Source organism: Gammaproteobacteria bacterium, from assembly GCA_022450155.1.
In the GTDB taxonomy this organism is placed as follows: domain Bacteria; phylum Pseudomonadota; class Gammaproteobacteria; order Arenicellales; family UBA868; genus REDSEA-S09-B13.
Genome location: JAKUQR010000004.1, coordinates 186267 through 211602 on the forward strand (window position 1 = coordinate 186267; position 25336 = coordinate 211602).

General features: G+C 56.5%; 23 protein-coding genes. 19 read left to right on the plus strand and 4 right to left on the minus strand.

The window, feature by feature from the left end; all coding sequences use genetic code 11:
• Positions 1 to 4 precede the first annotated feature (4 nt).
• Positions 5 to 892 (minus strand): energy transducer TonB, encoded by an 888-nt coding sequence (locus tag MK323_03655; protein ID MCH2481253.1) that lies wholly within the window; start codon positions 890 to 892, stop codon positions 5 to 7.
• 298 nt (positions 893 to 1190) lie between these two features.
• Between MK323_03655 and MK323_03660 the strand changes: the two genes are divergently transcribed.
• The 10 genes from MK323_03660 to MK323_03705 all read left to right on the plus strand — a co-directional run bounded on the left by MK323_03660 (position 1191) and on the right by MK323_03705 (position 12545).
• Positions 1191 to 2009: an inositol monophosphatase family protein gene (locus MK323_03660; protein MCH2481254.1), complete on the plus strand. Its 819-nt coding sequence runs from the start codon at positions 1191 to 1193 to the stop codon at positions 2007 to 2009.
• 197 nt (positions 2010 to 2206) lie between these two features.
• Entirely contained in the window at positions 2207 to 4231 is a 2025-nt protein-coding gene (gene tkt / locus MK323_03665; GenBank protein ID MCH2481255.1) for a transketolase, read from the plus strand.
• A gap of 102 nt (positions 4232 to 4333) precedes the next feature.
• Positions 4334 to 5347, plus strand: coding sequence for a type I glyceraldehyde-3-phosphate dehydrogenase (gap, locus tag MK323_03670; GenBank protein ID MCH2481256.1), 1014 nt, complete (start codon positions 4334 to 4336; stop codon positions 5345 to 5347).
• Positions 5348 to 5432: 85 nt separating this feature from the next.
• Positions 5433 to 6611 carry a phosphoglycerate kinase gene (locus tag MK323_03675; protein ID MCH2481257.1) on the plus strand — a complete coding sequence of 393 codons (1179 nt, stop codon included), beginning with the start codon at positions 5433 to 5435 and terminating at the stop codon, positions 6609 to 6611.
• Positions 6612 to 6673: 62 nt separating this feature from the next.
• Positions 6674 to 8125 carry a pyruvate kinase gene (gene pyk, locus MK323_03680; GenBank protein ID MCH2481258.1) on the plus strand — a complete coding sequence of 484 codons (1452 nt, stop codon included), beginning with the start codon at positions 6674 to 6676 and terminating at the stop codon, positions 8123 to 8125.
• 91 nt (positions 8126 to 8216) lie between these two features.
• On the plus strand, positions 8217 to 9239 hold the full coding sequence (locus MK323_03685) for a fructose-bisphosphate aldolase class I (protein MCH2481259.1): 1023 nt from the start codon (positions 8217 to 8219) through the stop codon (positions 9237 to 9239).
• Positions 9240 to 9288: 49 nt separating this feature from the next.
• Entirely contained in the window at positions 9289 to 10143 is an 855-nt protein-coding gene (locus MK323_03690) for a MoxR family ATPase (GenBank protein MCH2481260.1), read from the plus strand.
• A gap of 64 nt (positions 10144 to 10207) precedes the next feature.
• Positions 10208 to 11383, plus strand: a complete 1176-nt coding sequence (locus MK323_03695) for a VWA domain-containing protein (protein ID MCH2481261.1) — start codon at positions 10208 to 10210, stop codon at positions 11381 to 11383.
• A gap of 14 nt (positions 11384 to 11397) precedes the next feature.
• Positions 11398 to 11784: a DUF2237 domain-containing protein gene (locus MK323_03700; protein ID MCH2481262.1), complete on the plus strand. Its 387-nt coding sequence runs from the start codon at positions 11398 to 11400 to the stop codon at positions 11782 to 11784.
• Positions 11785 to 11909: 125 nt separating this feature from the next.
• Positions 11910 to 12545: a queuosine precursor transporter gene (locus tag MK323_03705; GenBank protein MCH2481263.1), complete on the plus strand. Its 636-nt coding sequence runs from the start codon at positions 11910 to 11912 to the stop codon at positions 12543 to 12545.
• 23 nt (positions 12546 to 12568) lie between these two features.
• Here MK323_03705 and MK323_03710 read toward each other — a convergent pair whose 3' ends face one another.
• Positions 12569 to 13477, minus strand: a complete 909-nt coding sequence (locus tag MK323_03710) for a pseudouridine-5'-phosphate glycosidase (GenBank protein ID MCH2481264.1) — start codon at positions 13475 to 13477, stop codon at positions 12569 to 12571.
• Positions 13470 to 14402, minus strand: a complete 933-nt coding sequence (locus tag MK323_03715) for a PfkB family carbohydrate kinase (protein MCH2481265.1) — start codon at positions 14400 to 14402, stop codon at positions 13470 to 13472. The genes MK323_03710 and MK323_03715 overlap by 8 nt, the downstream gene beginning before the upstream one ends.
• A 172-nt stretch (positions 14403 to 14574) precedes the next feature.
• On the opposite strand from MK323_03715, the gene MK323_03720 reads away from it, so the two are divergent.
• The 5 genes from MK323_03720 to MK323_03740 all read left to right on the plus strand — a co-directional run bounded on the left by MK323_03720 (position 14575) and on the right by MK323_03740 (position 19842).
• Positions 14575 to 15528: a nucleoside hydrolase gene (locus MK323_03720; GenBank protein MCH2481266.1), complete on the plus strand. Its 954-nt coding sequence runs from the start codon at positions 14575 to 14577 to the stop codon at positions 15526 to 15528.
• Positions 15525 to 16424, plus strand: coding sequence for a ribokinase (locus tag MK323_03725; protein MCH2481267.1), 900 nt, complete (start codon positions 15525 to 15527; stop codon positions 16422 to 16424). The genes MK323_03720 and MK323_03725 overlap by 4 nt, the downstream gene beginning before the upstream one ends.
• Positions 16425 to 16575: 151 nt before the next feature.
• Complete coding sequence (locus tag MK323_03730) at positions 16576 to 17760, plus strand: BMP family ABC transporter substrate-binding protein (GenBank protein ID MCH2481268.1); 1185 nt, start codon at positions 16576 to 16578, stop codon at positions 17758 to 17760.
• A 125-nt stretch (positions 17761 to 17885) separates the two neighbouring features.
• Positions 17886 to 18950, plus strand: a complete 1065-nt coding sequence (locus tag MK323_03735) for an ABC transporter permease (protein ID MCH2481269.1) — start codon at positions 17886 to 17888, stop codon at positions 18948 to 18950.
• On the plus strand, positions 18940 to 19842 hold the full coding sequence (locus tag MK323_03740) for an ABC transporter permease (protein MCH2481270.1): 903 nt from the start codon (positions 18940 to 18942) through the stop codon (positions 19840 to 19842). Before MK323_03735 ends, MK323_03740 begins: the two co-directional genes overlap by 11 nt.
• A gap of 18 nt (positions 19843 to 19860) precedes the next feature.
• Here the strand turns inward: MK323_03740 and MK323_03745 are convergent, their stop codons facing one another.
• Positions 19861 to 21417, minus strand: coding sequence for an ABC transporter ATP-binding protein (locus MK323_03745; GenBank protein ID MCH2481271.1), 1557 nt, complete (start codon positions 21415 to 21417; stop codon positions 19861 to 19863).
• A gap of 141 nt (positions 21418 to 21558) precedes the next feature.
• Between MK323_03745 and MK323_03750 the strand changes: the two genes are divergently transcribed.
• The 4 genes from MK323_03750 to MK323_03765 all read left to right on the plus strand — a co-directional run.
• Positions 21559 to 22386 carry a purine-nucleoside phosphorylase gene (locus MK323_03750; protein MCH2481272.1) on the plus strand — a complete coding sequence of 276 codons (828 nt, stop codon included), beginning with the start codon at positions 21559 to 21561 and terminating at the stop codon, positions 22384 to 22386.
• Between the two features lie 31 nt (positions 22387 to 22417).
• The gene (deoA, locus tag MK323_03755; GenBank protein MCH2481273.1) at positions 22418 to 23752 is read left to right on the plus strand and encodes a thymidine phosphorylase; all 1335 of its coding nucleotides are present in this window, start codon (positions 22418 to 22420) and stop codon (positions 23750 to 23752) included.
• Positions 23752 to 24996, plus strand: a complete 1245-nt coding sequence (locus MK323_03760; protein MCH2481274.1) for a phosphopentomutase — start codon at positions 23752 to 23754, stop codon at positions 24994 to 24996. The genes deoA and MK323_03760 overlap by 1 nt, the downstream gene beginning before the upstream one ends.
• The coding region (locus MK323_03765; GenBank protein ID MCH2481275.1) for a phytanoyl-CoA dioxygenase family protein at positions 24993 to 25336 on the plus strand (344 nt) is incomplete at its 3' end. The genes MK323_03760 and MK323_03765, both read left to right, overlap by 4 nt.

Here is a 25336-nt window from a genome sequence, read left to right on the forward strand (position 1 = left end):
AGCATCAGCGGCTGATCAGTCGGGCATTCTCCATAAACTGCCAGGTGCGACTGATATGCAGGATGTCGGTTTCTTGCATTATTGCCTCAGGTAACGGTTCAAACGGCGCCGCAAGCGCCGTGATCTGGACAGCGGCATCGTCAAGTACCTTGATTCCTGAAGATCGCGTTACGCGGATAGACCGTACCAGACCGTCACGATCAATAGCAACAGCTAGGATCAGTTCACCGCTCAAGTTCTGTTGTCGCGCAATGTCCGGGTAGTTGCGGTTACCCACAGCTTCGACCCGTCGCCGCCAGGCTTCGACGTATGCTGCATAGTGACTCTCTCGAGTACTGGAGCTTACGAATTTGTGCCGGGAGATATCAGAAGAGCGTTTCTCCAACTGATCAACCTCCCCAGAATAACGTGAAATCAAAGCCAGCACGCGCGAATAACTGAGGGCGTGCCGGTCAGGGGTCGATAACGCCTCTGTGGGGGTCTGGACCACGGTGTCTGTCGCCTGATGATCCGTCACCAGGAGAGTCTGCACCGATGGGGTCTGCTGTCCGTTATCGTCACTGTCAGCGCGGTCTGTGCCGGGCTGACTCTGCAGCACAATCGCCTGTGTACGCTGACTGTTCTGATCGTTTTCAGACTCTGTACCACTGCCCGTGTGGCTGCGCGGGGCTAGAAGGTGTGTGTCCGATGGTGCCGTATTGTTGGTGTGGGTGAGGGTCAACTGAAAGATCAGAGGCTCAGACGGTTGATACGGCTGGGTCGCCGCCGTGAAACCCACACCCAGAATGATCAGTGTATGAATGAACAGTGAAGCGAACAGGCTGAGGCGGGGCCGTTCACGCGACGGTATGGGCAGCCCCACAAACGGGAGACCCGGGAGGTCTGGACGCACTGTAGAAGACTGGGCAATCACCTCGGATCGAACCTTAAGGTTCAGGTTTTATCATAGCGCTTAAGCGATTCTAGCAGAGATCAACAACCGGCCCGATCGGGTAAAGGTTAGACGGTGAAGCCTCCGAGGTTGCAGGGCGTTTGGTTTCCTTTGTTTATTGGCCGGAGTAGAATCAAGCACAAAGCTCGCCCCCACATGCAGAACCCACAACGGTATTTCTTTCGGTTGTATTGTCAACGACGCCTGGAACGTGTTCGTTTGGCTGGAACCTGCCTGCTTAACCCGGTTGACGGGTCACATGTCACTTCAACTGCCTGAAGTCGAGACTGTCGGGGCGATTGTCCTCGCTGCGGCCCGGGATGCGGGTCTGGATCAGTTCAGTTGGCATGACCGCTCTGTTAAGGAAGACGGCACCGTCGTCACGCAGACCGACCATCGAGTACAGGCTTTTATTGCACGCGAATTACAGGCGAACTGGCCACAGTTCACATTCATGGGCGAAGAAATGGAGCATCGGCAGCAGGCGAGAATTGTCGGTGGGGACGACGCCTGTTTCTGGGCCTTGGATCCGCTTGACGGCACCACCAATTTCAGCATGAGCCTACCGTTTTACGGTGTATCACTGGGGCTGGTGGTTGATGGTACGGTGCAGCTGGGGGTGGTCTATGATCCGGTTCGCGATGAATTGTTCTCGGCAGCAAGGGGCCAGGGCGCTTTTCTCAACGGGGAGAAGCTGACAACCCCGGATACTGACATACCGATCAGGCGCTGTATCGCCAACGTCGATTACAAGCGCCTGGTTTCACAACTGGCGGAACGGCTGGTTCGTTATCCCCCTTTCGGGGCGCAGAGGAACCTGGGTTCCTGCGTATTGGAGTGGTGCTGGCTGGCTGCTGGGCGGATTCAGCTTTACCTGCACGGCGGTCAGCGGATGTGGGACTATGCCGCCGGCAGTCTGATTTTGGCAGAGGCGGGCGGTGCGTTCACCACCATCCGGGGCTTGCCGCTGGACTGTCGGACGTTTACCAAGCGCTCTGTGGTCGCCGCGATCAATGCTGAGTTGCAGCAGCAGTGGCTGACCTGGATTTGGGAAAATGATGAGCGGCTTCATAAATAAGTAAAATTTATTCTTAATATAGAAACCCTGTGTTAGCTCTTATTATTATTTTGGCGCATAGTTAAGGGTTAGTGCTCGTCTATCCCGGCGACTCAAATTTTGTACCGCGAAATGCCGGCAGAACGGAGTTCCGTGGATGGCTATTCGTGGTTATGGTCAGCACCCAAACAACCCCTTTGAAGCGGTGTAACAGACGTATGGCAGATGCGAAAAGCACATCGAGTGAGACTCGACGGACCCGGGCCAATGCGGTGCGCGCACTCAGCATGGATGCTGTGCAGCAAGCCAAAAGTGGACACCCGGGCATGCCGATGGGCATGGCCGATATTGCCGAGGTGCTGTGGACAGACTACCTGCGATATAACCCCAGCAATCCGAAGTGGGCGGATCGGGATCGGTTTATCTTATCCAATGGCCACGGGTCGATGCTCCACTATGCATTGCTGCATCTGTCAGGATACGACCTTCCCATGGCTGAGCTTAAGAATTTCCGCCAACTGCACTCGAAGACGCCGGGTCACCCCGAATACGGTTATGCGCCGGGTATAGAAACCACGACCGGTCCGCTGGGACAGGGAATCTCGAACGGTGTGGGTATGGCGTTAAGTGAAAAAGTGCTTGCTGCGCAGTTCAATCGACCCGGCCACGATATCGTGAACCATTTTACTTATGTGTTTATGGGTGACGGCTGTTTGATGGAGGGAATCTCCCACGAGGTCTGTTCGCTGGCCGGTACTCTGGGTCTGGGTAAGCTGGTCGCATTTTGGGATGACAACGGCATTTCGATCGATGGGAAAGTCGAACCCTGGTTTACCGACGACACCCCAGCGCGATTTGGCGCCTACGGTTGGCAGGTGATCGATGGTGTTGACGGACACGACCCCGAGGCCATCGCCAGTGCGATTGGCCGTGCCCGGGCCGAAGCAGCCAAGCCGACGCTGATCTGTTGTCGTACCGTGATCGGCTGGGGTTCGCCCAATAAAGGCGGTACCGAATCGGCCCACGGCGCGCCGCTGGGTGATGAAGAGATCGCGCTGGTCCGGGAAAATATCGACTGGTCCCACCCGCCTTTTGTGATACCCGACGAGATTTACGCAACGTGGAATGCGGTTGACGAGGGCAAGGCGAGTGAGGACGCCTGGCAGGTCGGTTTTGAGCAGTACCGGACAGAGCATCCAGCGCTTGCGCTGGAATTCGAGCGGCGCATGTCAGGCGCGTTGCCGAAGAACTGGTCTGACAAAGCGGACGAGTTTCTACGTGATGTCAATGCTGCAGCAGATACCGTGGCGACCCGTAAGGCCTCACAGCAGGCGCTTGAAAGTTACGGCGCGGTTCTGCCCGAGCTGATTGGCGGTTCAGCAGACCTCGCGGGTTCCAATCTGACCCTCTGGTCCGGCTCGGTGCCGGTGACAGCAGCGGATGCGTCGGGAAACTACATTTATTTCGGCGTGCGCGAGTTCGGGATGTCGGCGCTGTGCAACGGTATCGTTTTGCACGGCGGTCTGGTGCCCTACAGCGCTACATTTCTCGTCTTTTCGGAATATGCCCGAAATGCATTGCGCATGGCCGCGTTGATGAAGATCCGGTCAATTTTTGTGTATACCCACGATTCCATCGGACTCGGTGAGGATGGACCGACACATCAGGCGGTCGAACAGGCCGCAACCCTGCGCCTGATCCCCAATATGTCACTATGGCGACCGTGTGACACCGTGGAGACCGCAGTGGCCTGGCGTATGGCGCTGGAACGCCACAATGGGCCGACCTGCCTGCTGTTCTCGCGCCAGAATCTCGACTTTCAGGTACGCGACGAGCAACAAATCCAAGCGATCAGTCGGGGCGGGTATGTGCTGCGTGATTGTGAGGGCACTCCCGAGGCCATTATCATCGCCACAGGATCGGAGGTCGGTCTGGCTGTGGACGCCGCAGCTCGGCTGGCTGGCCAGGGCCGGCGTGTGCGGGTCGTCTCTATGCCTTCGACCGATGTATTCGATGCCCAGGATGCAGCCTATAGAGAATCGGTACTGCCGACGGTGGTGACTGCCCGGGTCGCGGTAGAAGCGGGGGTAACGCCACCCTGGGTGCGCTACGTTGGCTTGCAGGGCGCCGTGGTCGGCATCGATACTTTCGGTGAATCTGCACCGGCTGAGGTGGTCTTCGAACATTTTGGTTTTACGGTTGACAATGTGGTGGCGACAGTTGAAAAAGTGATGACCGCTTAAATGGATCCAGCTGGGCGACAGATACTGCGTTGTCGCTGGTTCTAACGAACAACAAGAAGTTTGTAACAACGGTAACAACGTAAGCCTTAAGGAGATAAGTGAATGGCGATCAGGGTAGCAATCAATGGGTTCGGCCGTATTGGTCGCAATGTTTTCAGAGCGATGTTTGAGTCAGGTCAGCAGGACCAGTTTGATGTCGTTGCCGTCAACGATTTGGGCGATGCTGATGCCAACGCCCATTTGTTGCAGTACGACACGGCCCACGGACGTTTTCCGGAAAACGTCAGTGTAGAAGGAGACGGCTTTCTGGTGGGTGATAAGCGGGTCCGGGTACTGGCCGAACGGGATCCCTCGCAGTTGCCCTGGGGCGAGCTGGATGTCGATGTCGTGATGGAATGTACAGGGCTTTTTACCAGCAAGGAAAAAGCCAGCGCGCATCTTGCCGGTGGGGCAAAGAAAGTCATCATATCGGCCCCGGGTGGCAAGGATGTCGACGCCACGATTGTCTATGGTGTGAATCACCAGGTACTGAAGTCAACAGACACCGTAGTATCCAACGCGTCCTGTACCACCAACTGTCTGGCGCCGCTGGTCAAACCATTGCACGACGCCATCGGGGTGGTGGCCGGAATCATGACCACGATTCATGCGTATACCAATGATCAAGTGCTGACAGACGTGTACCATAAAGACCTGCGCCGGGCGCGATCGGCCACCCAGTCGATGATTCCGACCACAACCGGCGCAGCCGCGGCGGTCGGGCTGGTTCTGCCAGAACTCAATGGCAGGTTAGATGGATTTTCCGTGCGCGTGCCCACCATAAACGTGTCGCTTGTCGATCTGACATTTGAAGCCGCTCGGGAGACGAGTGTGGACGAGATCAATCAGGTGATGCGTGAAGCGTCGACTGGCGAACTTAAAGGTATCCTGGATTACAACGACAAGCCGTTGGTGTCGATTGACTTCAATCACAGCCCAGCGTCGTCAACTTATGACAGTGCGATGACCCGCGTCGTCAATGGCAAAACCGTCAAGGTCTGTTCGTGGTATGACAACGAATGGGGGTTTTCAAACCGGATGCTGGACACTTGTGTTGCCTTGATGAATGCGGTCTAGGCTCGGAATTTGAACTGATCTGTGTGATCACACCCGCTGCACACTTGCTACGCCCGAATTTGTTGAGTGATAGGGCAGAACGTTCATGACGGTGCTCAGGATGCTTGATCAGGATCTCGATGGTAAACGGATCCTGATCCGACAGGACCTGAATGTGCCGATCCAGGCGGGCCAGGTGGCGAGTGACGCACGGATACGCGCGTCTTTACCCACCATTGAATCAGCGCTGAACGCAGGCGGGCGGGTGATGTTGATGTCCCACCTGGGCCGGCCGACAGAAGGACAATTTGATGCGCAGTACTCACTGGCGCCGGTGGCCGATCACCTGTCGAAACTTCTGGGACGTGAGGTCCGGTTGTGCGTCGACTGGCTCGACGGCATCGATCTTTCACCCGGTGATGTGGTGCTGTGTGAAAATGTACGTTTCAATGTGGGCGAGCTGGCCAATGACCCTGAACTTTCCCAGAGAATAGCGGCCAACTGCGAAATTTTCGTTATGGACGCGTTCGGCACTGCCCATCGGGCGCACGCATCCACACACGGCGTCGCGCAGTTCTCGCCAGTGGCGTGCGCTGGGCCTCTGCTGGCGGCTGAGCTTGAAGCGTTGCACAGGGCACTGGACGATCCGGCCCGACCGATGATCGCTATCGTTGGTGGTGCCAAGGTGTCGACCAAACTGACGGTTCTGGAATCCCTGGCGACGGTGGTCGATCAGCTGATTCCCGGTGGTGGCATCGCCAATACTTTTATTGCCGCTGCCGGATATGGTGTTGGAAAATCACTGATCGAAGCCGATCTGATCCCTGAGGCCAAGCGACTGATGCATCTCACCGAAGCCAAAGGCAGCAGTATCCCAGTGCCAACGGATGTTGTGGTCAGTTCTGAGCTATCCGCGTCAGCAATTGCGCAAGTGAAGCCCGTCAACGCGGTCAGCGATAACGAGATGATTCTTGATATTGGCCCTGAAACTGCTGAGCGCTTTGCGGCCATGATGTCTGCCGCCGGGACCGTGCTCTGGAATGGGCCAGTGGGCGTGTTTGAGTTCGACCAGTTTGGGGAGGGAACGCGAATTCTGGGTCAGGCGATTGCTGCTTCTTCGGCGTATTCAATTGTGGGCGGCGGCGATACACTGGCAGCCGTTGACAAGTACAATATGGCTTCTGATGTTTCCTACATATCGACCGGCGGTGGTGCTTTTCTTGAGTTTCTGGAAGGAAAAGATCTGCCAGCGGTGTCGGTTCTGGAGGCCTGTGCTGCGCGCTGATGAAGTCCGGCATTGTGGCAAGCGCGTAGAGTCAGAGCTCGGTTCATATCCGTGACAGCTTCATGGACGTAAAACGACGCACCAAGATCATCGTCTCTCTGGGCCCGGCGACTGACAATGCCAAGGTCATGGCTGCCCTGGTTCAAGAGGGTATCGATGTCGCCCGTATCAATATGTCCCACGGCTCACCGGAGGATCACCAGCGGCGGGCGGCCCTGCTCCGAAAATGCACCCAGGAGCAGAACCGATCGGTCGGCCTGCTGATGGATCTGCAAGGCCCGAAGATCCGGATCCAGGGGTTCCGACAAGGGCCGATTCAGCTTCGCAACGGCAAGATATTCACTATCGATCCGGCACTGGGCAGCCAGGCGGGTACGGACCAATCGGTTGGTACCACGTATCAGGCTCTCCCCGAGGATGTTGCTCAAGGGGATCGACTGCTGTTGGATGATGGCAACATCACGTTACGGGTTGAAGAGGTCTCCCAGAATCAGATCATTACCCGGGTGATTTCCGGGGGAGAGTTGCAGGATTTCAAGGGCATCAATCTTCAGGGTGGCGGGTTATCGGCTGCTGCACTGACGGACAAGGATCACGAGGATATTCGCGCTGCAGTGGATATCGGTGCGGACTACCTCGGGGTGTCATTTGTCCGGAATGGAGCAGACGTTGAGACCGCTCGGATGCTGTTACGAGCGGCCGGCAGTGAGGCTCACGTGGTCGCCAAGGTTGAGCGTCGGGAAGCGATCGACCACCTTGACGAGATCATTGCCACAGCGGATGCAGTCATGGTCGCTCGAGGTGATCTGGGTGTGGAGATCGGTGACTCAGAGGTGCCGGGGGTACAGAAGAAGCTGATTGCACAGGCGCAAAGGCACAACAGCGTTTCGATCACTGCCACGCAGATGATGCAGTCGATGGTGAACAATTCCCAGCCTACCCGTGCTGAGGTGTCTGACGTGGCCAATGCGGTACTGGATGGTACTGATGCCGTTATGCTGTCCGCCGAGACGGCTGTCGGCCGGCATCCAGTTCGGGTGGTCGCGGCCATGAATCGGATCTGCCTCGCTGCCGAACGGCATCGCAGTGTTCTGGTTTCAGGCCACCGGATAGACGCGCGTTTTGATGCCGTCGACGAGACAATTGCAATGGCGACCATGTACACTGCCAATCACTTTGATGTGGCGGGTATTGTGGCGCTGACCGAATCGGGGGGCACCGCCAAGTGGATGTCGCGGATCAGCTCCGACATACCCATCTATGCGGGAACGAGGTGGCCGCAGACCGAACGCTGGATGTCACTTTACCGGGGCGTCTACCCGATAGCTTTCGATGCCTCCGACGTATCTCCGGGAGAAATCAACCGGGCAGCGATCGAAGAACTGCGCAGCCGAGGGCTGGTGAACGACGGCGACCGCATTATCATCACCAAGGGTGATTTTTCTGGTATTGGTGGGGGGACCAATGCAATGAAAATTGTTGAGGTCGGACAGGTTGTGGGTGAGGCGGAGTAAGTTGATTCAGTGCAATGGCTGCCGGAGCCCGATCTACTGGGAGTACCAGCAGAAGAATGTGATCTTTTAATTGGATAATAAGGAAGCAGTAATGAATATTGATACGCTAGAAAAAACCGCCCAGGCCATGGTGGCGCCGGGTCGCGGCATACTGGCCATGGATGAGAGTTCGCCGACCTGCAATAAGCGTTTTGAGGCTCTGGGCATACCGGCCACGATCGAGATGCGCCGGGAATACCGGACCATGCTCGTGTCATCATCCGGATTGGGCGATCACATTGGCGGTGCGATTCTGTTCGATGAGACCCTGCGGGATAACACCACTGACGGCCATCCATTTGTGCAGGCGCTGCAGGAACAGGGCATTGTCCCGGGTATCAAGGTCGACACCGGTGCGAAAGATCTGGCCCTTCACCCTGGAGAAAAAGTGACCGAGGGACTCGACGGTCTGGGACCGCGGCTGGCTGAATATGCGGAGTTGGGTGCGCGGTTTGCCAAGTGGCGTGCTGTCTATACCGTGACGGATACCCTGCCCAGCCAGGCGTGTTACACCGCCAATGCCCACGCGCTGGCCCGCTATGCCGCATTATGTCAGGAACATGACATTGTTCCGATTGTCGAGCCCGAAGTGCTGATGGATGGCGACCACGATCTGACCCGCAGCTTTGAGGTGACGCAGCATGCACAGCAGACGGTATTCGCAGCGCTGGCCGACCAGGCTGTTGACCTGAGAGGGATCGTACTCAAGCCCAGCATGGTGATCTCAGGCGCCGGCGCAGCAGATCGTGCTGGCATCAAGGAGGTCGCCCAGCAGACCTTGCGCTGCTTGTTAAGTACCGTGCCGGCCGCGGTGCCTGGGATCGCGTTTCTTTCCGGTGGCCAGTCGGATGAAGAGGCCACCCAGCATCTGAATACCATGAACGAGATCGGTGGCTCACTGCCGTGGGCGGTGACCTTTTCATATGGTCGTGCACTGCAGGCAGCAGCGATGAAGCGATGGGCGGGACACTCTGACAATGTTGAAAGTGCACGGCAGGTGGCCTTTCACCGGGCACAGATGAATGGTGCTGCTGCGCTCGGTCAGTATTCTTCAGAGATGGAGAAGGCGGCCTGAGGCCACTGCGCTTCAGACAAGTTTCAGGTGAAGACAAAGGAAAACAGTCATGGGTTTTGAGGGAACCGACCGCTACGTTGCCACAGAGGACCTGCGTATGGCGGTCAACGCGGCAGTGACACTGCAGCGCCCGCTCCTGATTAAAGGGGAACCGGGTACTGGCAAGACCATGCTGGCCGAGGAGGTCGCACGCGCGCTGGATAAGCAGCTGATCAACTGGCACATCAAGTCAACCAGCAAGGCCCAGCAGGGGCTGTATGAATACGATGCAGTATCCCGACTGCGAGATTCCCAGCTGGGCGATGGCCGTGTTCAGGATGTCAGTAACTACATACGCAAGGGAAAACTCTGGACGGCGTTTGACTCTACCGAGCGGGTGGTTCTTCTAATCGATGAAATCGATAAGGCCGATATCGAGTTTCCCAACGACTTGTTAAATGAGCTCGACAGGATGGAATTTTTTGTCTACGAGACCGGCGAGACCATCACCGCTGTGAACAGACCCATCGTGATCATTACGAGCAACAACGAAAAAGAACTGCCGGATGCATTTTTGAGGCGTTGCTTCTTCCACTTTATTGCATTCCCGGATCGCGAAACCATGGAACGGATCGTTGATGTTCATCATCCGGATATCAAAAAGTCGCTGATCAAGGAGGCGCTGGATGTTTTCTTCGAGGTTCGGGAAGTTCCCGGACTGAAGAAAAAACCATCCACCTCGGAGTTGATCGACTGGTTGAAACTGTTAATGGCGGATGATATTCCGGAAGAGATTCTCAAAGAACGCGATCGGTCCAAGGCCATACCCCCACTTTACGGCGCCCTGTTGAAGAATGAGCAGGATGTCCATACGCTGCAGCGGCTGGCGTTCATGGTGCGCCGCGAGGCCCACGCCGACCGTTGATGGCGGCGGTGCCAGATGCTTGGCGAGTGGATTTGCCGTCAACAGATAATCTCCGGATAACCCTGTGCTGATCAATTTCTTTCAGACCCTTAAAAAACTCGAGATACCGGTTTCGGTCAAGGAGTTTCTGGTACTGCTTGAAGCAATGCAGGCTCGGCTGGCCTTCGGCTCTGTCGATGATTTCTATCTGTTGGCAAGGTCGTGCCTGGTCAAGGACGAAAAATATTTCGACCGGTTCGACCGGGCATTTGGTGCCTGGTTCAAAGACTTGGAATCCTTACAAGATGTTCTGAATGCACTGGTTCCAGAAGAATGGTTGCGTGCTGAGTTCGAAAAATATCTGACACCGGAAGAGCGAGAGCAGATCAAGTCACTTGGCGGACTGGATAAACTGCTGGAGGAGTTCAGAAAACGGCTTGAAGAGCAGGAAAAGCGGCATTCTGGCGGCAGCAAGTGGATCGGCACGGGGGGAACATCCCCGTTTGGCAACAGTGGTTACCATCCTGAGGGCATCCGTGTGGGCGGCCAGGGGCGAAACGGACGTGCCGTTAAAGTCTGGGAGGAGCGCCAGTATCGTAACCTTGACGATTCGATTCAGCTCGGTACGCGCAACATCAAGGTCGCACTGAAAAGGCTGCGCAGATTTGCCCGTACCGGCGCCGATGAAGAGCTGGATATGGATGACACCATATACTCAACGGCCAAGAACGCGGGTTTTTTGGACATCAAGATGAGGCCCGAACGTCACAATGCGGTCAAAGTGTTGGTGTTTTTCGATGTTGGCGGTTCCATGTATCCGTACGTTCGGACCTGCGAGGAACTGTTTTCGGCGGCTCGATCAGAATTCAAGCACCTTAAGTATTTTTACTTTCACAATTTTCTCTACGATTTTGTGTGGAAGGACAACCATCGACGGCGTGAACAGATCACAACAACCTGGGACCTGCTCAACACCTATCCAGCGGACTACAAGGTGATAATCGTGGGCGATGCAGCCATGGCACCGTACGAAATACTGAGCCCGGGCGGCAGTATTGAGTATCTGAACAAGGAAGCGGGCGCGGTCTGGATCGACCGCTTTTCCCGGAACTGGCGCCGGTTGATCTGGCTGAATCCTACACCGCAGGAACACTGGCCGTATACTCAGTCGGTCGGTATCGTACGTGAACTGGTCGAAAACAGAATGTTCCCCCTGACTTTAGAGGGCCTCGAGGAAGGTGCCCGTTACCTGTCCAGTTGACGGGGGCTCAAGTGATGCCGACAGCAGAAGACGACAGGCCTTTGAATGTTCTCGGGGAACCGCTTGCGAATTGCTCGAGCGCACCCATGACAGGATTTTATCGCGATGGCTGTTGCCGGACCGGCCCGGATGATCTCGGTTCCCATGTGGTCTGTATTCAGGCGACAGCAGAGTTTCTGGAGTTTTCGAAATCACGCGGAAACGATTTGTCTACGCCCGTAGACGACTTCGGATTTCCCGGGCTAAAACCCGGCGATCGTTGGTGTTTGTGTGCGCTTCGCTGGAAGGAAGCGCTGGAAGCCGGTTGCGCCCCCCGGGTCGTGCTCACGTCGACCCACGAGGCGGCTCTCAACTACGTTGATTTATCTGATCTCAAACCCTACGCCCTTGACCTGTCCTAAGTCATGGCAAGCGCCCTGTTGTGCGCTTTAGATAGCTTAAACCCAAGGTTCAGACGACGGGCAACGGGTGGGGTTGCCTGTTTAAAAAAAATTGTATACATCTGATGTTCGTTAAGGCAGCCTGAATGAAAGTACTGTTCAGGTTTGCGCTGCCGGTGGTGGCGATGGGGCTCGTCATTCTGGCGTCGAACAAACTGGTCCAGTATCCGGTCCAGGCCAGTCTGTGGGGCTTGGATCTTGCGGGGCTTCTCACCTGGGGTGCGTTCACTTATCCGGTGGCGTTTCTGGTCACGGACACCACCAACCGGGTCTACGGTGTGGGTTCCGCGCGCAAAGTGGTGTATGTGGGGTTTGTCTTTGGACTGGTGCTGACAATAACGGTGGCGCTCGGTATTGCAGACCACAGTCGAGCCCCGGGTACAGCCCTGATTAAAAGTCTGTTTGAGGATGAATCGGCTTTTGAGATGTTCAGAATCGCCTGTGCATCCGGTACGGCATTTCTGATCGCTCAGCTGCTGGATATTCAGATCTTTGATCGCTTACGACAACGGCAATGGTGGAAAGCGCCAGTTGCTTCGTCGTTTCTGGGCTCGCTGGTGGATACGATCACATTTTTCTTTCTGGCCTTTGCCGGCACTGGCCTGCCCTGGGCCAGTTGGGCACTCGGTGATTTTGGCGCCAAGCTCGTGATGATTGCCGTGTTGTTGTACCCGTTCAAGTTGCTGGTGACCCTGATCGCTCGTGGGACACGGTCGGCCTGAACCGGATCTTGCCAGATCCCGTATTAGGTCTGTAGCGCGACAGCAAGCTGTCCTGCGACGGCTGCATTGTTCTTTATCAGCGCGATGTTGGCAGTCAGTGTCGCGCCGCCGGAAAGTGCTGCAATGCGATCAAGCAGGTAAGGGGTGACGGTTTTGCCGGCGAGGCCTGAGGCAGCGGCTTCTGACACCGCTTGGGTGATCCATTGCTCCACGTCCTGTCGGGGAACGGCCTGGGCAGGAGGTGGTGGCACCACCACCAGTTCGCCGCCACCCAGCGTCAATTGTTGTCGAGCCTGAATGATCTGTGCAGCTTCGGCAATGTCATCCGCCCACTGATGAAGCGGAATACCCGATTCGACTGAAAAGAATGCAGGAAGCTCTCGCGTACCCAGTCCCACAACGGGAACGCCCAGTGTTTCAAGCATTTCCATGGTTGCGGGCAGATCCAGCAGTGATTTTGCACCGGAACACACGACCGTCACTGGCGTCTGCGAAAGTTCCTGCAGGTCGGCAGAGATATCGAAACTGTTCTGCCAGCCCCGATGTACACCACCAATGCCACCCGTCGCAAAAATTCGGATGCCGGCCATCCGGGCACAAATCATCGTTGCCGCCACCGTGGTACCACCCGTTAAGCCTTTGGCACACGCCGTGGCAAGATCGTGGCGACTGAGTTTATGACACTCTTCTGTTTCGACCAGCTGATTAATCTCCGATGGATCAAGCCCTACCCTGATTCGACCCGCTAACACCGCGATTGTGGCCGGCACGGCACCTTCGGCACGGACTTGATCCTGGGCGCTGATCGCGCATTGGTAGTTCTCAGGATGCGGCAGTCCATGAGTGATCAGGGTGCTTTCCAGCGCCACCACGGGGCGACCTTCAGACAGTGCGCTGTCAACGTCGGCAGAGATGGAAATCCACTTAAGCATCATTGTGTGCCAGTTTTTCCTTGATCATAGGCCAGGACAAGTGCGGGTCGTTCATATCAGACAGTGTACTGAGTGTGGCGGCACAAGTGCCATAGGTCAGTGCTTGCTCCAGGGTCTCTCCGGACAGCAGTGCCGCTATCGTAGTGCCAGCGAGCACATCGCCTGCCCCCGAGACTGACTGTGGGCTGATCGATGGACTGGCAATGTGTCCGGAGCGGTCTGGGTCGGCCCAGGCGGCACCGTTTACACCTGCAGTGACGATCGCTCGTAGGGCACCCAGATCGCACAGAGCACGCGCTTGTTCTTCAATCGTTTGCAACGTACCCGTATTTGAGTTGACCAGGGTGTCGGCTTCCGCATTGTTGGCGAATACGGCATCTAGCGTGGGCAGTACCTGACGCAAGCGATGCGCTTTGGCAGGTGATGTCACCACAGCGAACAACAACCGGTCCGCTTTTTCACTCGCCAGATAGTGCAGTGTATCGGCCGGCAGATTCGTGTCTACACACCAGTGATTCCAATGTTGGATCTCTTGTTTGCCGTGTTGCCAGTGAGCTGGTTTGAAATCATCGTAGATCGCCATATCGGCGAGCCCAAGGATCAGATTGCCGGTGTGATCAAGAACTGCCGTATAACAGGCGGTCGGTCGGGTGTTGTCCGTTTGAATCGAAACAGCCGTGATGTCGAGCCGGGTCACGTAGTCGAGCAGTTCAACGCCCTCACGATCAGCGCCTACACGACTCGATAAGCCGACCGTATTGCCAAGCGCGGCTAACGTCCGGGCAACATTGAGCGCCACGCCACCAGGAACTCGGGTTCTTGACGCCGGGTTGGATTCATTGAGTATCGTATCTGCCTCGCACCTAATAATGTCATCATAGTGAAGGCCGCCAAAACACAGGATTCGTGGTTTGCTGTGAGGCAACTGGGATGACTCCTAGGGTGGTGTCTGGTGTAATGTGCTGATGTCTGAATAATGCCGAAGAACCAAACACGGGTCGAGCGGTTTAGGGACGAGATCAGCAAACCCGTTGTCACGGTTGGGTTACTGGGTTTTGGTTGAGTCACTGTGGATGGGTATACACGGGGAGAAATCTATGAGTGAGCGAAAGATTATTCTGGACTGTGATCCAGGCCACGATGACGCCGTGGCTATTTTGTTGGTGTTGGCCTCACCGGAGGAGATCGATCTTTTGGGTATCACCTGTGTCGCTGGAAATGTACCGCTAGATCTGACGCGGAAAAATGCGCTCAAAGTCTGCGAACTGGCAGGCCATACCGACGTCGCCGTGTATTCCGGCTGTGAGCGGCCATTGGTCCGAGTGCTCAATACAGCGGAAAATGTGCATGGCCAGTCGGGACTGGATCTGCCCGGTGGCGGTGTACTGCCTGAACCATCTATGACCCTCAGATTCCAGCATGCAGTTGACTACATCATTGAAACCCTGATAGCCGAAGACAGCGGGTCTATTACCTTGTGTCCAACCGGACCCTTGACCAATATTGCTGTGGCAATGATTCGGGCACCCGAGATCGTACCTCGCATTCGTGAAATCGTCTTAATGGGGGGTGCGGCAATCAACCCCGGTAATGTCACACCGGCAGCAGAGTTCAACATCTACGTCGACCCGCATGCCGCGCATGTGGTGTTTGCTTCAGGCGTGCCTTTAGTGATGATGGGTCTTGATGTGACGCACCAGGTACTGGTAACCGCAGAGCGAATAGATGCGCTGCGGACTGCTGGCGGCCAGGTGTCTGCCGCCGTGGCTGATCTGATGATGTTTTACTGTCGTTTTGACCTCGATAAATACCGGATGGAGGGGGGTCCATTGCACGACCCTTGCGTGATCGCTTACCTGATTGACAGCACACTTTTCGATTTGAAGCATGTCAATGTCGAGATCGAAACGAATGCCGATCTCACTTTGGGTCAGACGGTCGCGGACTGGTGGAAAGTGACAGATCGGGTACCGAATTGTCACGTGGCGTACCAGGCTGATGACGCCCGCTTTTTTGAACTCTTGAACAATAGACTGGCGCGTTTACCATGACCGTGATTGTTTTCGGTTCGGCCAATGTGGATCTGGTTATGCCAGTCTCCACCTTGCCTATGCCGGGCGAGACCGTACTGACACAGGACTATCACGCGGTTCCAGGGGGCAAGGGTGCCAATCAAGCGCTGGCGGTAAAAAGAGCTGGTGTGCCAGCGAATTTTGTCGGTGCGGTGGGTAAAGATCATTATGCCGACTGTGCTTTGTCGCTGCTGCGTGAAGAGTCGGTTGGTTTGGAGGCGACAGTAGTATCCGACCGGCCCACAGGCTGTGCGGTGGTGATGGTGGATGCGGAAGGTGAAAATTCCATTGTCGTTGCCAGTGGCGCAAATCTGGATGTGCGTGCGCATCAAGTGAGTGATGCACTGCTCAAAAGCAACCGCGTGCTGATTCTGCAGCAGGAAGTATCATTCGAGGAAAACGAGTCTTTGGGATGTCGTGCCCAACAGGCAGGGCTGCAGATCGTACTGAATCTGGCGCCAGCGACGCAGATTCCCACAGGGCTGTTGGCCAACACCAATTTTCTAATTGTCAATGAGGTTGAGGCCGCGTTTCTCGCCGGTGAGCAGACTCAAGTCAGCATGACCGACTTGGCTGAGCACCTCGCGGACACCTACGACTGCGGTACGCTGATCACGCTCGGACCTGCGGGATGTGTGGTGGCAAGCGGCGATGAGAGAGCCTTTGGTGTTGATGCACCTGGGGTAGAGGTTGTGGACACCACCGGTGCAGGAGACACGTTTACGGGCTATTTTGCGGCGTTGTTGGCACAGGAGCATCTGTCGCTTCGACAGTGTGTTGCCGGTGCCACCCAGGCAGCTTCTCTTGCCTGTACCCGGATGGGGGCACAGTCGGGAATTCCCTGCGCGGAGGATGTGTTGCGGGCAAAGGGATAAGCGCCAGCACCAGATATACCTCTGACCTGCAGTACGGTTGACCCCATAGAACCGTGGGGTTACCCTCGTTCGTGATCTTCAGGTGCTGGAAGCATCAAACCAGCGCACTGGAGTGTCTATACTGACTAAGCCAATAAAGGGAGGATGTTCGATGAGATTCTTTCGCATCAAACTGGCAGCGATTCTGATTGCCATTTTAGGGCTGGTTGCCGGTCCGTTAAGCGGAACGGCACTGGCAGCAGGTAAGGTCGCACTCGTTCTTGACGTGGGTGGGCGAGGTGATCTTTCATTTAACGACATGGGGTTTAAAGGCGCAGACGAAGCCGTCCAGAAGCTCGGAGTAGAACTGGTAGAGATTCAGAGCAACTCCGCCACGGACTACCTGCCGAATTTGCAGAATGCAGCCCGGTCCGGTGATTTCGACATTATCATCGGCGTCGGTTTTCTGCTGGCTGATTCAATGGCAGAGGTCGCTGATCAGTTTCCGGATCAGAAATTCGCCATCATTGATGTCACCTGGCTGGGCAAACCCAACCTCATAGAAATTGGGTATGAAGAGAACAAAGGCTCTGCCCTGGTCGGTGCATTGGGTGCTATGGCGGCCGCCCACTACGGTTACGACAAGATCGGTGTTGTGCTGGGTATCGAAATACCGGTGTTATACAAATTCGAAGCGGGTTATCGCTACGGCATGCACTGGGGTAACGCCAAGTACGCCGAAGTGACGGGCAAAAATCCAGGTGTCGGCCTGCTGTGGCACTATACCGGCACGTTCAGCGATATCGCCAAAGGCAAGGCAGCCACTGAAGCGATGCTGGCGCAGGGTGCGGGCATGATTTACAACGTCGCCGGTCCGCTGGGGATAGGCGATCTGGAAGCGATTACCGAGCACCTTGAAGCCAAAGGAAAATCAGCCGGCCCACCGTTCATGATCGGTGTTGATGCGAACCAGGATTATCTGGGTGATGGGCACCGTGTACTGGCTAGCATGATGAAACGCGTTGACTTCGGGGTATACAGTGCCATCGAATCAGTGGTCAATGGCAGTTTTAAAGCTGGGGTCAAGATTCTCGGGCCTGGAAACGGCGGCATCGCGATCTCCCGTCGCCAGGATCTGGCGGACTTTATTGATTTTGGGATCAAAGGCGGTGTGATCACCGAGGCTGACCGCGGCCCGATCACAGCGAACTGGGACGCCATGCGTGCCGCCATACCCGGCTGGATCTGGGATGCTGTCGGCGAACTGGAAGCCAAGATCAGCTCAGGTGAGGCCGAGATTCCTTGTGGCTGGTGCCCCGATACTATTGGGGATATCCGGAACCAATATCCGGACTGAAGTCCAACACGCTTCAAGCGGTCTAAAACAAGGGGGAGAGGGCCATTGCGACTCTCCCCCTGTTGTATTGGGTTTGTCTAGTGTTTTGAACTAAGCCATGGTCTATTTTCACAATAGTGACTGACATGCGCCTACGCCAACTGAACCCAGTGGTTGAATCGGTTGTTGCCGGTATCATCGGGCTTGTCATTGGGGCGGCCATCATGCTCGCCTATGGCTATGATCCTGTTTCAGCCTATAGCTCACTCTTCCGGGGCAGTTTTGGAAGCGTCTATAGTTGGGCAGAATCGTTGGCCAACGCAACACCTTTGATTTTGACAGCGCTGACCTTTGCAGTGGCGATGCGGGGTGGACTTTTCAATATCGGTGCTGAAGGTCAGCTCTACATCGGTGCACTGGCGGCGGTATCCGTCAGCCTGATTCAGTTGCCCTATCCGCTGCATGTGGTTGTTGCACTGCTGGCTGCCATGCTGGCCGGTATGATCTGGAGCCTACCGGTCGCGCTGCTCAAGCTGGGCCGCGGCGTCCACGAAGTGATTTCCACCATTATGTTTAACTGGATTGCCCATTTTTTCGCGTTTTACCTGATCGCGAATGTGCTGACCGATCCGAAGCGCGGCGAAAAAACCATCAGCATCGTTGAAACGTCGCGTCTGGCCAGGATGGTTCCGCATACCAGCCTCAATTACGGATTGATCATCGCCCTGGTGGCGGTGGCCGTGGTACTTTTCCTGCTCTGGCGAACCACCAGCGGTTTCGAGTTACGGGTCAGTGGTCACAATCCAGAGGCCGCGCACTATGCAGGCATCAGTCGAGGCAAGCAGGTGATGACCGCATTTGTGATCGGTGGGGCGACAGCGGGTCTCGCCGGTGCGGTCCAGGTGATGGGCAGACCACCCACCTATGCGGTGTTGAGTGGTCTGCCCCAGTTTGTCAATCTGGGGTTTGATGGCATTGGTGTGGCAATGATCGGTCGCAACCATCCCATCGGGATTGTGTTTGCCGCGATCTTTTTTGGGGGATTGCTGGTTGGGGGCCGTATTATGCAGTTCTCGCCCGGTGTGCCCCTGGAGTTGGTGAGGGTGATTGAAGGGGTGATCATCCTGGCATTGGCTGTGCCGGAGTTGAGGACGGTGGTGGTGCGGCTATGGGCAAAAACAGGCGGTAGGAAGCAGATCGATGGAACTTGAGCATCTCTGGGGCGTTCTTTTCGGCTCGTTACACGCGATGGTGCCGATCACACTCGCGGCAATCGGTGAGACCATCGAGGAATCAGCTGGATTGTTCAATATCGGGCTTGAAGGTATCTTACTGCTCAGTGCGTTGTCGGGTGCATTGGGGGCTGAAGCAAGCGGGAGTGCCCTCATAGGGCTTACTGTCGGAATGGGCACGGGTGCACTCATCGGGCTGGTATTCGGTGTGGTCAATACCTACTGGAAGGGCAGTCAGTTGATCACCGGTGTTGGTATCAATCTATTCGCATTCGGTTTTGTTGCTTTTATGCTCATCAACCTAGGCGCACCGGGATTCCACAGTGTTCCCCGGGCAGCGCAGGTCCAGTTGATTCCACTTGGTGTCGGCAGCTTGAGTCCATTGGTAATCGTCACCGTGATACTGGCTGTTGGCGTGTACTGGTTGCTGCGTCGGACGCAACTCGGATTGCGTATCCGGGCAGTCGGAGAAAACCCTGCGGCTGCCGATGTTGCCGGTATCCGGGTGAACGCATTACGCTTGGGTACCGCGATAGCGGCCGGGTGTTTGGCAGGACTGGCCGGCGCTTACCTCAGTGTGGACTGGTTTGGTGCCGTGACCAAAGAGATTGTCGCAGGTCGAGGATTTATTGCGCTCGCGACGGTGGTCTTCAGCGGATTGAATCCGTTATTGGCTCTGCTGGGTGGCTTTATCTTCGGGCTTTTCGATACCTTGGCGACCTGGATTCCAACCTATCCTAAGGTCAAGGACGTAATTCCCTGGCAGTTTGTTGCGATGGCGCCTTATGTTGTCACCCTGCTGGTGGTCGCCGGTGCGATCGGGCGTGTGCAATTTCCGAAAGCACTGGGGAACCCTTATTTTCGTGAGTGACATTGATAGCGTGGGAGCTCAGGCCGCCACGTGAGCCTCGTCACTGCCCGCCATCCAGCGTCCTAACTGTTCCCGATCGGCGCTCTGGCCATCGACCGGACCCATCAGCTGGCCCTGGAAAAGCACCCCGATTCGGTCGGCGAGTGACATAATCTCGTCCAGGTCCTCGGATACGACCAATATGGCTGAGCCCGACGCCCGTAGTTCAAGAAAGAGCTCCCAAGTATGGCGGATGGCTCGGGCATCGAGCCCTTCGGTGGGGTGAGAGGCGACGATGACCGGCGGGCTGCGCCAGGTTTCGCGGCCGAGTATGAGGCGCTGAATGTTGCCACCGGACAGAATCCTGGATTCTGTGGTCCAAAGATCCGGTACCAGTGCATTGAACCGTGACACGATGTCTTCGGTGTGACGGGTGATCTCACGTGTATTCAGTACACCGCGTCTGGAAAAGGGGGCCGTGCGGTAATCTTTGAGAACCACATTTTCGGCCACGAACATGGGTTCCACAATGCCGATTTCCCGCCGCTGTTCGGGAATATGGGCCACACCGAGTTCGATGAACGCCCGGGGTGGCCGACCGGTCATATCCTTGCCCAGGATGCGCACCGCGCCGCGCTCAATCGTTTTGAGTCCCGTCAGGCACGCAATGAGCTCGCTCTGGCCATTGCCCGCAACACCGGCGATACCGAATATCTCGCCCTTACGGATCGTGAGGTTGATCGGTGCTGCAGGGGGCTGTCCGGCAGGACCAGCGGGTACGACATTGTCGAGCACCACCGCATTTTCTGATGAGCGCGTCGGAGGTCGAGGCATGTAGTCTGGAACCAGTTCACCAAATGTTTTTCGGGTCAGTGCCTCGACCGTGGTTTCGCTGATCCGCTGTGTGCCTTGCGTTTTACCCAGCTTCAGAACGGTCACTCTGTCCGAGACCGCAAAGACCTCGCGCATTTTGTGCGTAATGAAGACCACACCTTTGCCGTCATCGGTCATGGCCCGCAGGACGATGAACAAATGATCAGCTTCTCCAGGCGTCAGCAGTGAGGTGGGTTCATCGAGAAGCAGTACTTTGGGTTCATGATAGAGCACCTTGAGGATCTCCACCCGCTGTTGTTCGCCGGCAGAAAGGGTTTCAACCCGCGCCCTGGGATCAACCTGAAGACCATACCGCGCCGACAGTGCCGCGAGCTTATCTTCCACCGCTTGTATCTGGAACGAAAATGCGGGTGCATCCAGGCCAACCATCACATTCTGGGCGACCGTAAACGCGGGAACGAGCATCAGCTCCTGGTGGACCATGGCGATACCGTGGGCCAGTCCATCGCGCGGAGACGTCAAGTTCACGACTTCACCATTGACTCTGACTTCACCCCCGGTCTTTGCGTAATAGCCGGACAGAATATTGGCGATCACAGTTTTGCCGGCACCATTTTCACCGAGTAATGTGTGGACCTCCCCGGCACGCACATCGAAGTCGATATGGTCGAGAATGAGATGCTCCCAGACGCCCGGGAAGCCCTTGGTGATGCCGCAGGCCTCAAGAAGGGGTGGTTTTTCGTCTGCTCGGGTGTCGCTCATGTCAACGGAAGATCACTGAAAATTGTAGGGACTGGTGCACAAATTGGTTAAGCCCGTAGCGGTTGATCATCGCTTTTCTCACTGCCTACTATAATCAATGCATGGTAAACCATGTGATTTTCGTTTTACCCTAAGGGCCTGATGACAGCACATAAGCCAGCAGCCCAGATACTGCGTGATGCGGCCGCGGGTCGCCCCCCCCGCGTTGGGATCGTGCTTGGAAGCGGGCTGGCTGACATTGCCGGGTTTATTGAGCAGAGTGTCGCGATTCCTTACGACGACCTACCGGGATTCCCAGTCACGACGGTCGAAGGACACACCGGAAAGCTCGTCATCGGTGATTGGGCCGGTACCCGTGTTGCCTGTATGCAGGGCCGATTTCACGTATACGAAGGGCACGACCCTGTCGATTTGGCACTGCCCATCCGTGCCCTCGGGGGATGCGGGTGCGACATTCTGCTACTGACCTGCGCTGCCGGCAGTTTGCAGGAGGGCATGCCGCCGGGCAGTCTCGTGATGCTGTCGGATCATATCAACTGGTCGGGTGTCAGCCCTTTAGCGGGGCGCAATGACGACAGCATCGGCCCGCGTTTTGTTGATCTCAACCGGGCCTACGATCCTGAGCTTCGGGCTTTACTGCATGAGTCCGCCCGGGAGGTCAGTGTTGCGCTTCATGACGGCATCTATATCTGGTGTCTGGGCCCCAATTTCGAGACCCCGGCGGAGATCCGCGCCTTTCGCACACTGGGCGCAGATATCGTGGGTATGTCGATCGTGCCGGAATGTCTGGTGGCACGGCACTGGGGTATGCGGGTCGCTGCGATATCGGTGATTACCAACTTCGCTGCTGGGATGCAGGAAGAACTCTTCCACGAAGAAACACTGGCGGCAGGCGCAGGGGCCACCCCCCGCCTGGGGCGCCTGATCGAGTCGTTCCTGTCCCGACTGAACACGGCTGACTCAAGCTGACACCACAGCTCCACTCATTCAGACGTTACCCATGAAGGAACCCTTTCTCCCACAGGCGGTGATCGCACGCAAACGCGATGGTGAGGTTCTGGAAAAGGCAGACATCGAACAGTTTGTTACGGCGCTGACACAAGATCGTTTAAGCGATGCGCAGGTCGGTGCGTTCGCGATGGCTGTTTTTCTGAAAAGCATGACGACCGAAGAGTGTGCCGCACTGACACTCGCCATGCGGGATTCGGGTATCGTTCTGGAATGGGATCGAGACCGGTTATCTGGGCCGATTATCGACAAGCACTCGACCGGCGGTGTCGGGGATTGTGTCAGTCTGATGCTGGCACCGATGCTGGCGGGCTGCGGGGCCCATGTGCCGATGATTTCCGGTCGTGGTCTGGGACACACGGGTGGAACCCTGGACAAGCTGTCGAGTATCCCGGGCTACGATACCGAGCCCGAAACCGACCGATTTAGAAACGTGGTCGAAAAGATCGGTTGTGCCATCATCGGTCAGACCGCGCAGCTGGCACCGGCAGACCGGCGTCTGTATGCGGTTCGGGACGCCACCGCCACGGTGGAATCGATCCCATTAATCACGTCTTCTATCCTGTCTAAAAAATTGGCCGCCGGCCTCGAAGCACTGGTGATGGATGTCAAAACGGGCAATGGCGCGGTGACCGCAGATCCAGCGCTCGCCCGACGCCTCGCCGAGAGTATCGTCAGCGTTGCTGGTCGTGCGGGCCTTAATACGGTTGCTGTGATCACCGACATGAGTCAGCCGCTGGCGCCCGCTATAGGCAATGCACTGGAGATCGAGGAGGCAGCGACTTACCTGACCGGTGTTCGCCGTGATCCCCGATTGCATGAGGTCGTCATGACGCTGGGTCAGGAGCTTTTGCTGGCGTCCAGTGTGGTAAAGGATGCCAAAGATGGACGGCGCCTACTGGACACTGCGCTTGATTCCGGGGCGGCTGCCGAGCGTTTCGAAAAAATGGTGGCTGCACTGGGCGGGCCGGCTGATCTGCTGACGAGTTTCCCCCGGTGCCTGCCCACCGCACCCGTCGTGTGTGCGGTAGACGCAGACGAGCCGGGTATGATTGTGTCTATGGATACCCGGGCGCTGGGACAGACGGTGGTTGAACTGGGGGGTGGGCGCACCCACCCAACTGATGTCATCGACCCGGCCGTTGGGATTGATCACTGTGCCCGCATTGGCGACACAGTTGATCGAGGGTCTGTACTGTGCCGGGTCCACGCGCGCACGCAGGCGGATGCCGAGCACGCCAGCCAACGGGTTCGTGCGGCATTCGCGGTCGGTACGCAGCCTGTGCAGCACGCGCCGCTCGTGCGTGAGGTTTTGAGGGAGATCTGATGGCACGCGCAGTCGTTCTCATGCTGGATTCGCTCGGTATCGGCGCCAGCGTTGACGCCGATCGTTTTGGGGATGATGGTGCGGACACCTTTGGTCATATCGCAATGGCCTGCGCCCGGGGTGATGCAGATCGGCCGGGAGAACGATCGGGCGCCCTGGATATCCCAAATCTGTCGGCACTTGGCCTGGTGCATGCCGCAGCGAACAGTCGTGGTCAATGGCCAGATGGTCTGCCTGTAGTGACCCCGGTCGGCGCCTGGGGTTATGCGGTCGAATTAAGTCGAGGGAAAGACACCCCCAGTGGTCACTGGGAAATGGCGGGGTTGCCGGTAGATTTTGATTGGGGCTACTTCCCGGACACGGTGCCGTGTTTTCCGTCACAGCTGATCGACCGTTTGATCGCAGAAGGCAACCTTCCCGGTGTTCTGGGCAATTGTCACGCATCGGGTACAGCCATCATTGATGAACTGGGAGAAGAGCACGTCGCCAGTGGTTCGCCGATCATCTACACCTCCGCCGACAGCGTGTTTCAGATCGCAGCCCACGAGGAATATTTCGGCCTCGACAAGTTATACGCCCTTTGCACACTTGCGCGTGAGCTGGTGGATGAGTGGCAGATCGGCCGGGTGATTGCACGGCCGTTTACCGGCAGTCGAAAAGGAGCGTTTCAGCGAACCGGCAATCGGCGGGATTACACCACGCCGCCGCATGCACCGACTCTCTTGGACCGGCTGGTTGAAGACGGCGGCGAAGTGATTTCAGTCGGCAAGGTCTCCGATATCTTTGCAGGGAAGGGAATATCAAAAACCATCAAAGCCCATGGCAACCAGGAGTTGTTTGATGCGACCCTGGAGGCGTTGGCCACCGCCCACGATCACACGTTGATCTTTACCAATTTTGTGGATTTCGACATGTTGTACGGGCACCGGCGGGACGTGACCGGTTATGCACTGGCGCTGGAGGCGTTCGATCGTCGGTTGCCTGAATTACAGGCGTGTTTGAAGACCAATGACCTCGTACTGGCCACAGCGGATCACGGCTGTGACCCGACTTATCCCGGGCACGATCACACGCGTGAACATGTGCCGGTGCTGGTTTCGGGGCCACACTGTTGTCCGGCGCAACTCGGTGAGCGCCAGGGGTTTGCCGATATGGGCCAAACGCTGGCCGCGCACTTTGGCTTGGACCCCATGAACACGGGTACCTCGTTTCTGCAACAGATCAAACTACAATCTCCATCATGACGTCCTTGCCAAGATTTCAGGTTGACCACCAAGGTCGGTTATCGGCCGAAGCGCTCCAGAGTTGGTCACAAGACGGCTGCCTGATGATCGAGGATTTTGTGCCGGCAGAGAGTTGTGACCAACTGCAGCGGGCTGTCGATGACCTGGTCGACCAGTTTGAACCTGAATCGGTGAAGACCGTGTTCTCGACGACGTCGCAGTCTCATACCGCCACCGATTACTTTGAGTCGTCGGGAGACAAGATTCGGTTTTTTTTCGAAGAGGCGGTGTTCGATGAGCGTGGTGATCTGACAACGCCCAAGGCAAAGGCGTTGAACAAGATCGGCCATGCACTGCACGA

Bases quoted from the DNA above. Each gene is read 5' to 3' on its own strand.
- MK323_03660 (MCH2481254.1), top strand. From the start codon at position 1,191: ATGTCACTTCAACTGCCTGAAGTCGAGACTGTCGGGGCGATTGTCCTC.
- tkt (MCH2481255.1), top strand. From the start codon at position 2,207: ATGGCAGATGCGAAAAGCACATCGAGTGAGACTCGACGGACCCGGGCC.
- gap (MCH2481256.1), top strand. From the start codon at position 4,334: ATGGCGATCAGGGTAGCAATCAATGGGTTCGGCCGTATTGGTCGCAAT.
- MK323_03675 (MCH2481257.1), top strand. From the start codon at position 5,433: ATGACGGTGCTCAGGATGCTTGATCAGGATCTCGATGGTAAACGGATC.
- pyk (MCH2481258.1), top strand. From the start codon at position 6,674: ATGGACGTAAAACGACGCACCAAGATCATCGTCTCTCTGGGCCCGGCG.
- MK323_03685 (MCH2481259.1), top strand. From the start codon at position 8,217: ATGAATATTGATACGCTAGAAAAAACCGCCCAGGCCATGGTGGCGCCG.
- MK323_03690 (MCH2481260.1), top strand. From the start codon at position 9,289: ATGGGTTTTGAGGGAACCGACCGCTACGTTGCCACAGAGGACCTGCGT.
- MK323_03700 (MCH2481262.1), top strand. From the start codon at position 11,398: ATGCCGACAGCAGAAGACGACAGGCCTTTGAATGTTCTCGGGGAACCG.
- MK323_03705 (MCH2481263.1), top strand. From the start codon at position 11,910: ATGAAAGTACTGTTCAGGTTTGCGCTGCCGGTGGTGGCGATGGGGCTC.
- MK323_03710 (MCH2481264.1), bottom strand. From the start codon at position 13,477: ATGCTTAAGTGGATTTCCATCTCTGCCGACGTTGACAGCGCACTGTCT.
- MK323_03720 (MCH2481266.1), top strand. From the start codon at position 14,575: ATGAGTGAGCGAAAGATTATTCTGGACTGTGATCCAGGCCACGATGAC.
- MK323_03725 (MCH2481267.1), top strand. From the start codon at position 15,525: ATGACCGTGATTGTTTTCGGTTCGGCCAATGTGGATCTGGTTATGCCA.
- MK323_03730 (MCH2481268.1), top strand. From the start codon at position 16,576: ATGAGATTCTTTCGCATCAAACTGGCAGCGATTCTGATTGCCATTTTA.
- MK323_03735 (MCH2481269.1), top strand. From the start codon at position 17,886: ATGCGCCTACGCCAACTGAACCCAGTGGTTGAATCGGTTGTTGCCGGT.
- MK323_03740 (MCH2481270.1), top strand. From the start codon at position 18,940: ATGGAACTTGAGCATCTCTGGGGCGTTCTTTTCGGCTCGTTACACGCG.
- MK323_03745 (MCH2481271.1), bottom strand. From the start codon at position 21,417: ATGAGCGACACCCGAGCAGACGAAAAACCACCCCTTCTTGAGGCCTGC.
- MK323_03750 (MCH2481272.1), top strand. From the start codon at position 21,559: ATGACAGCACATAAGCCAGCAGCCCAGATACTGCGTGATGCGGCCGCG.
- deoA (MCH2481273.1), top strand. From the start codon at position 22,418: ATGAAGGAACCCTTTCTCCCACAGGCGGTGATCGCACGCAAACGCGAT.
- MK323_03760 (MCH2481274.1), top strand. From the start codon at position 23,752: ATGGCACGCGCAGTCGTTCTCATGCTGGATTCGCTCGGTATCGGCGCC.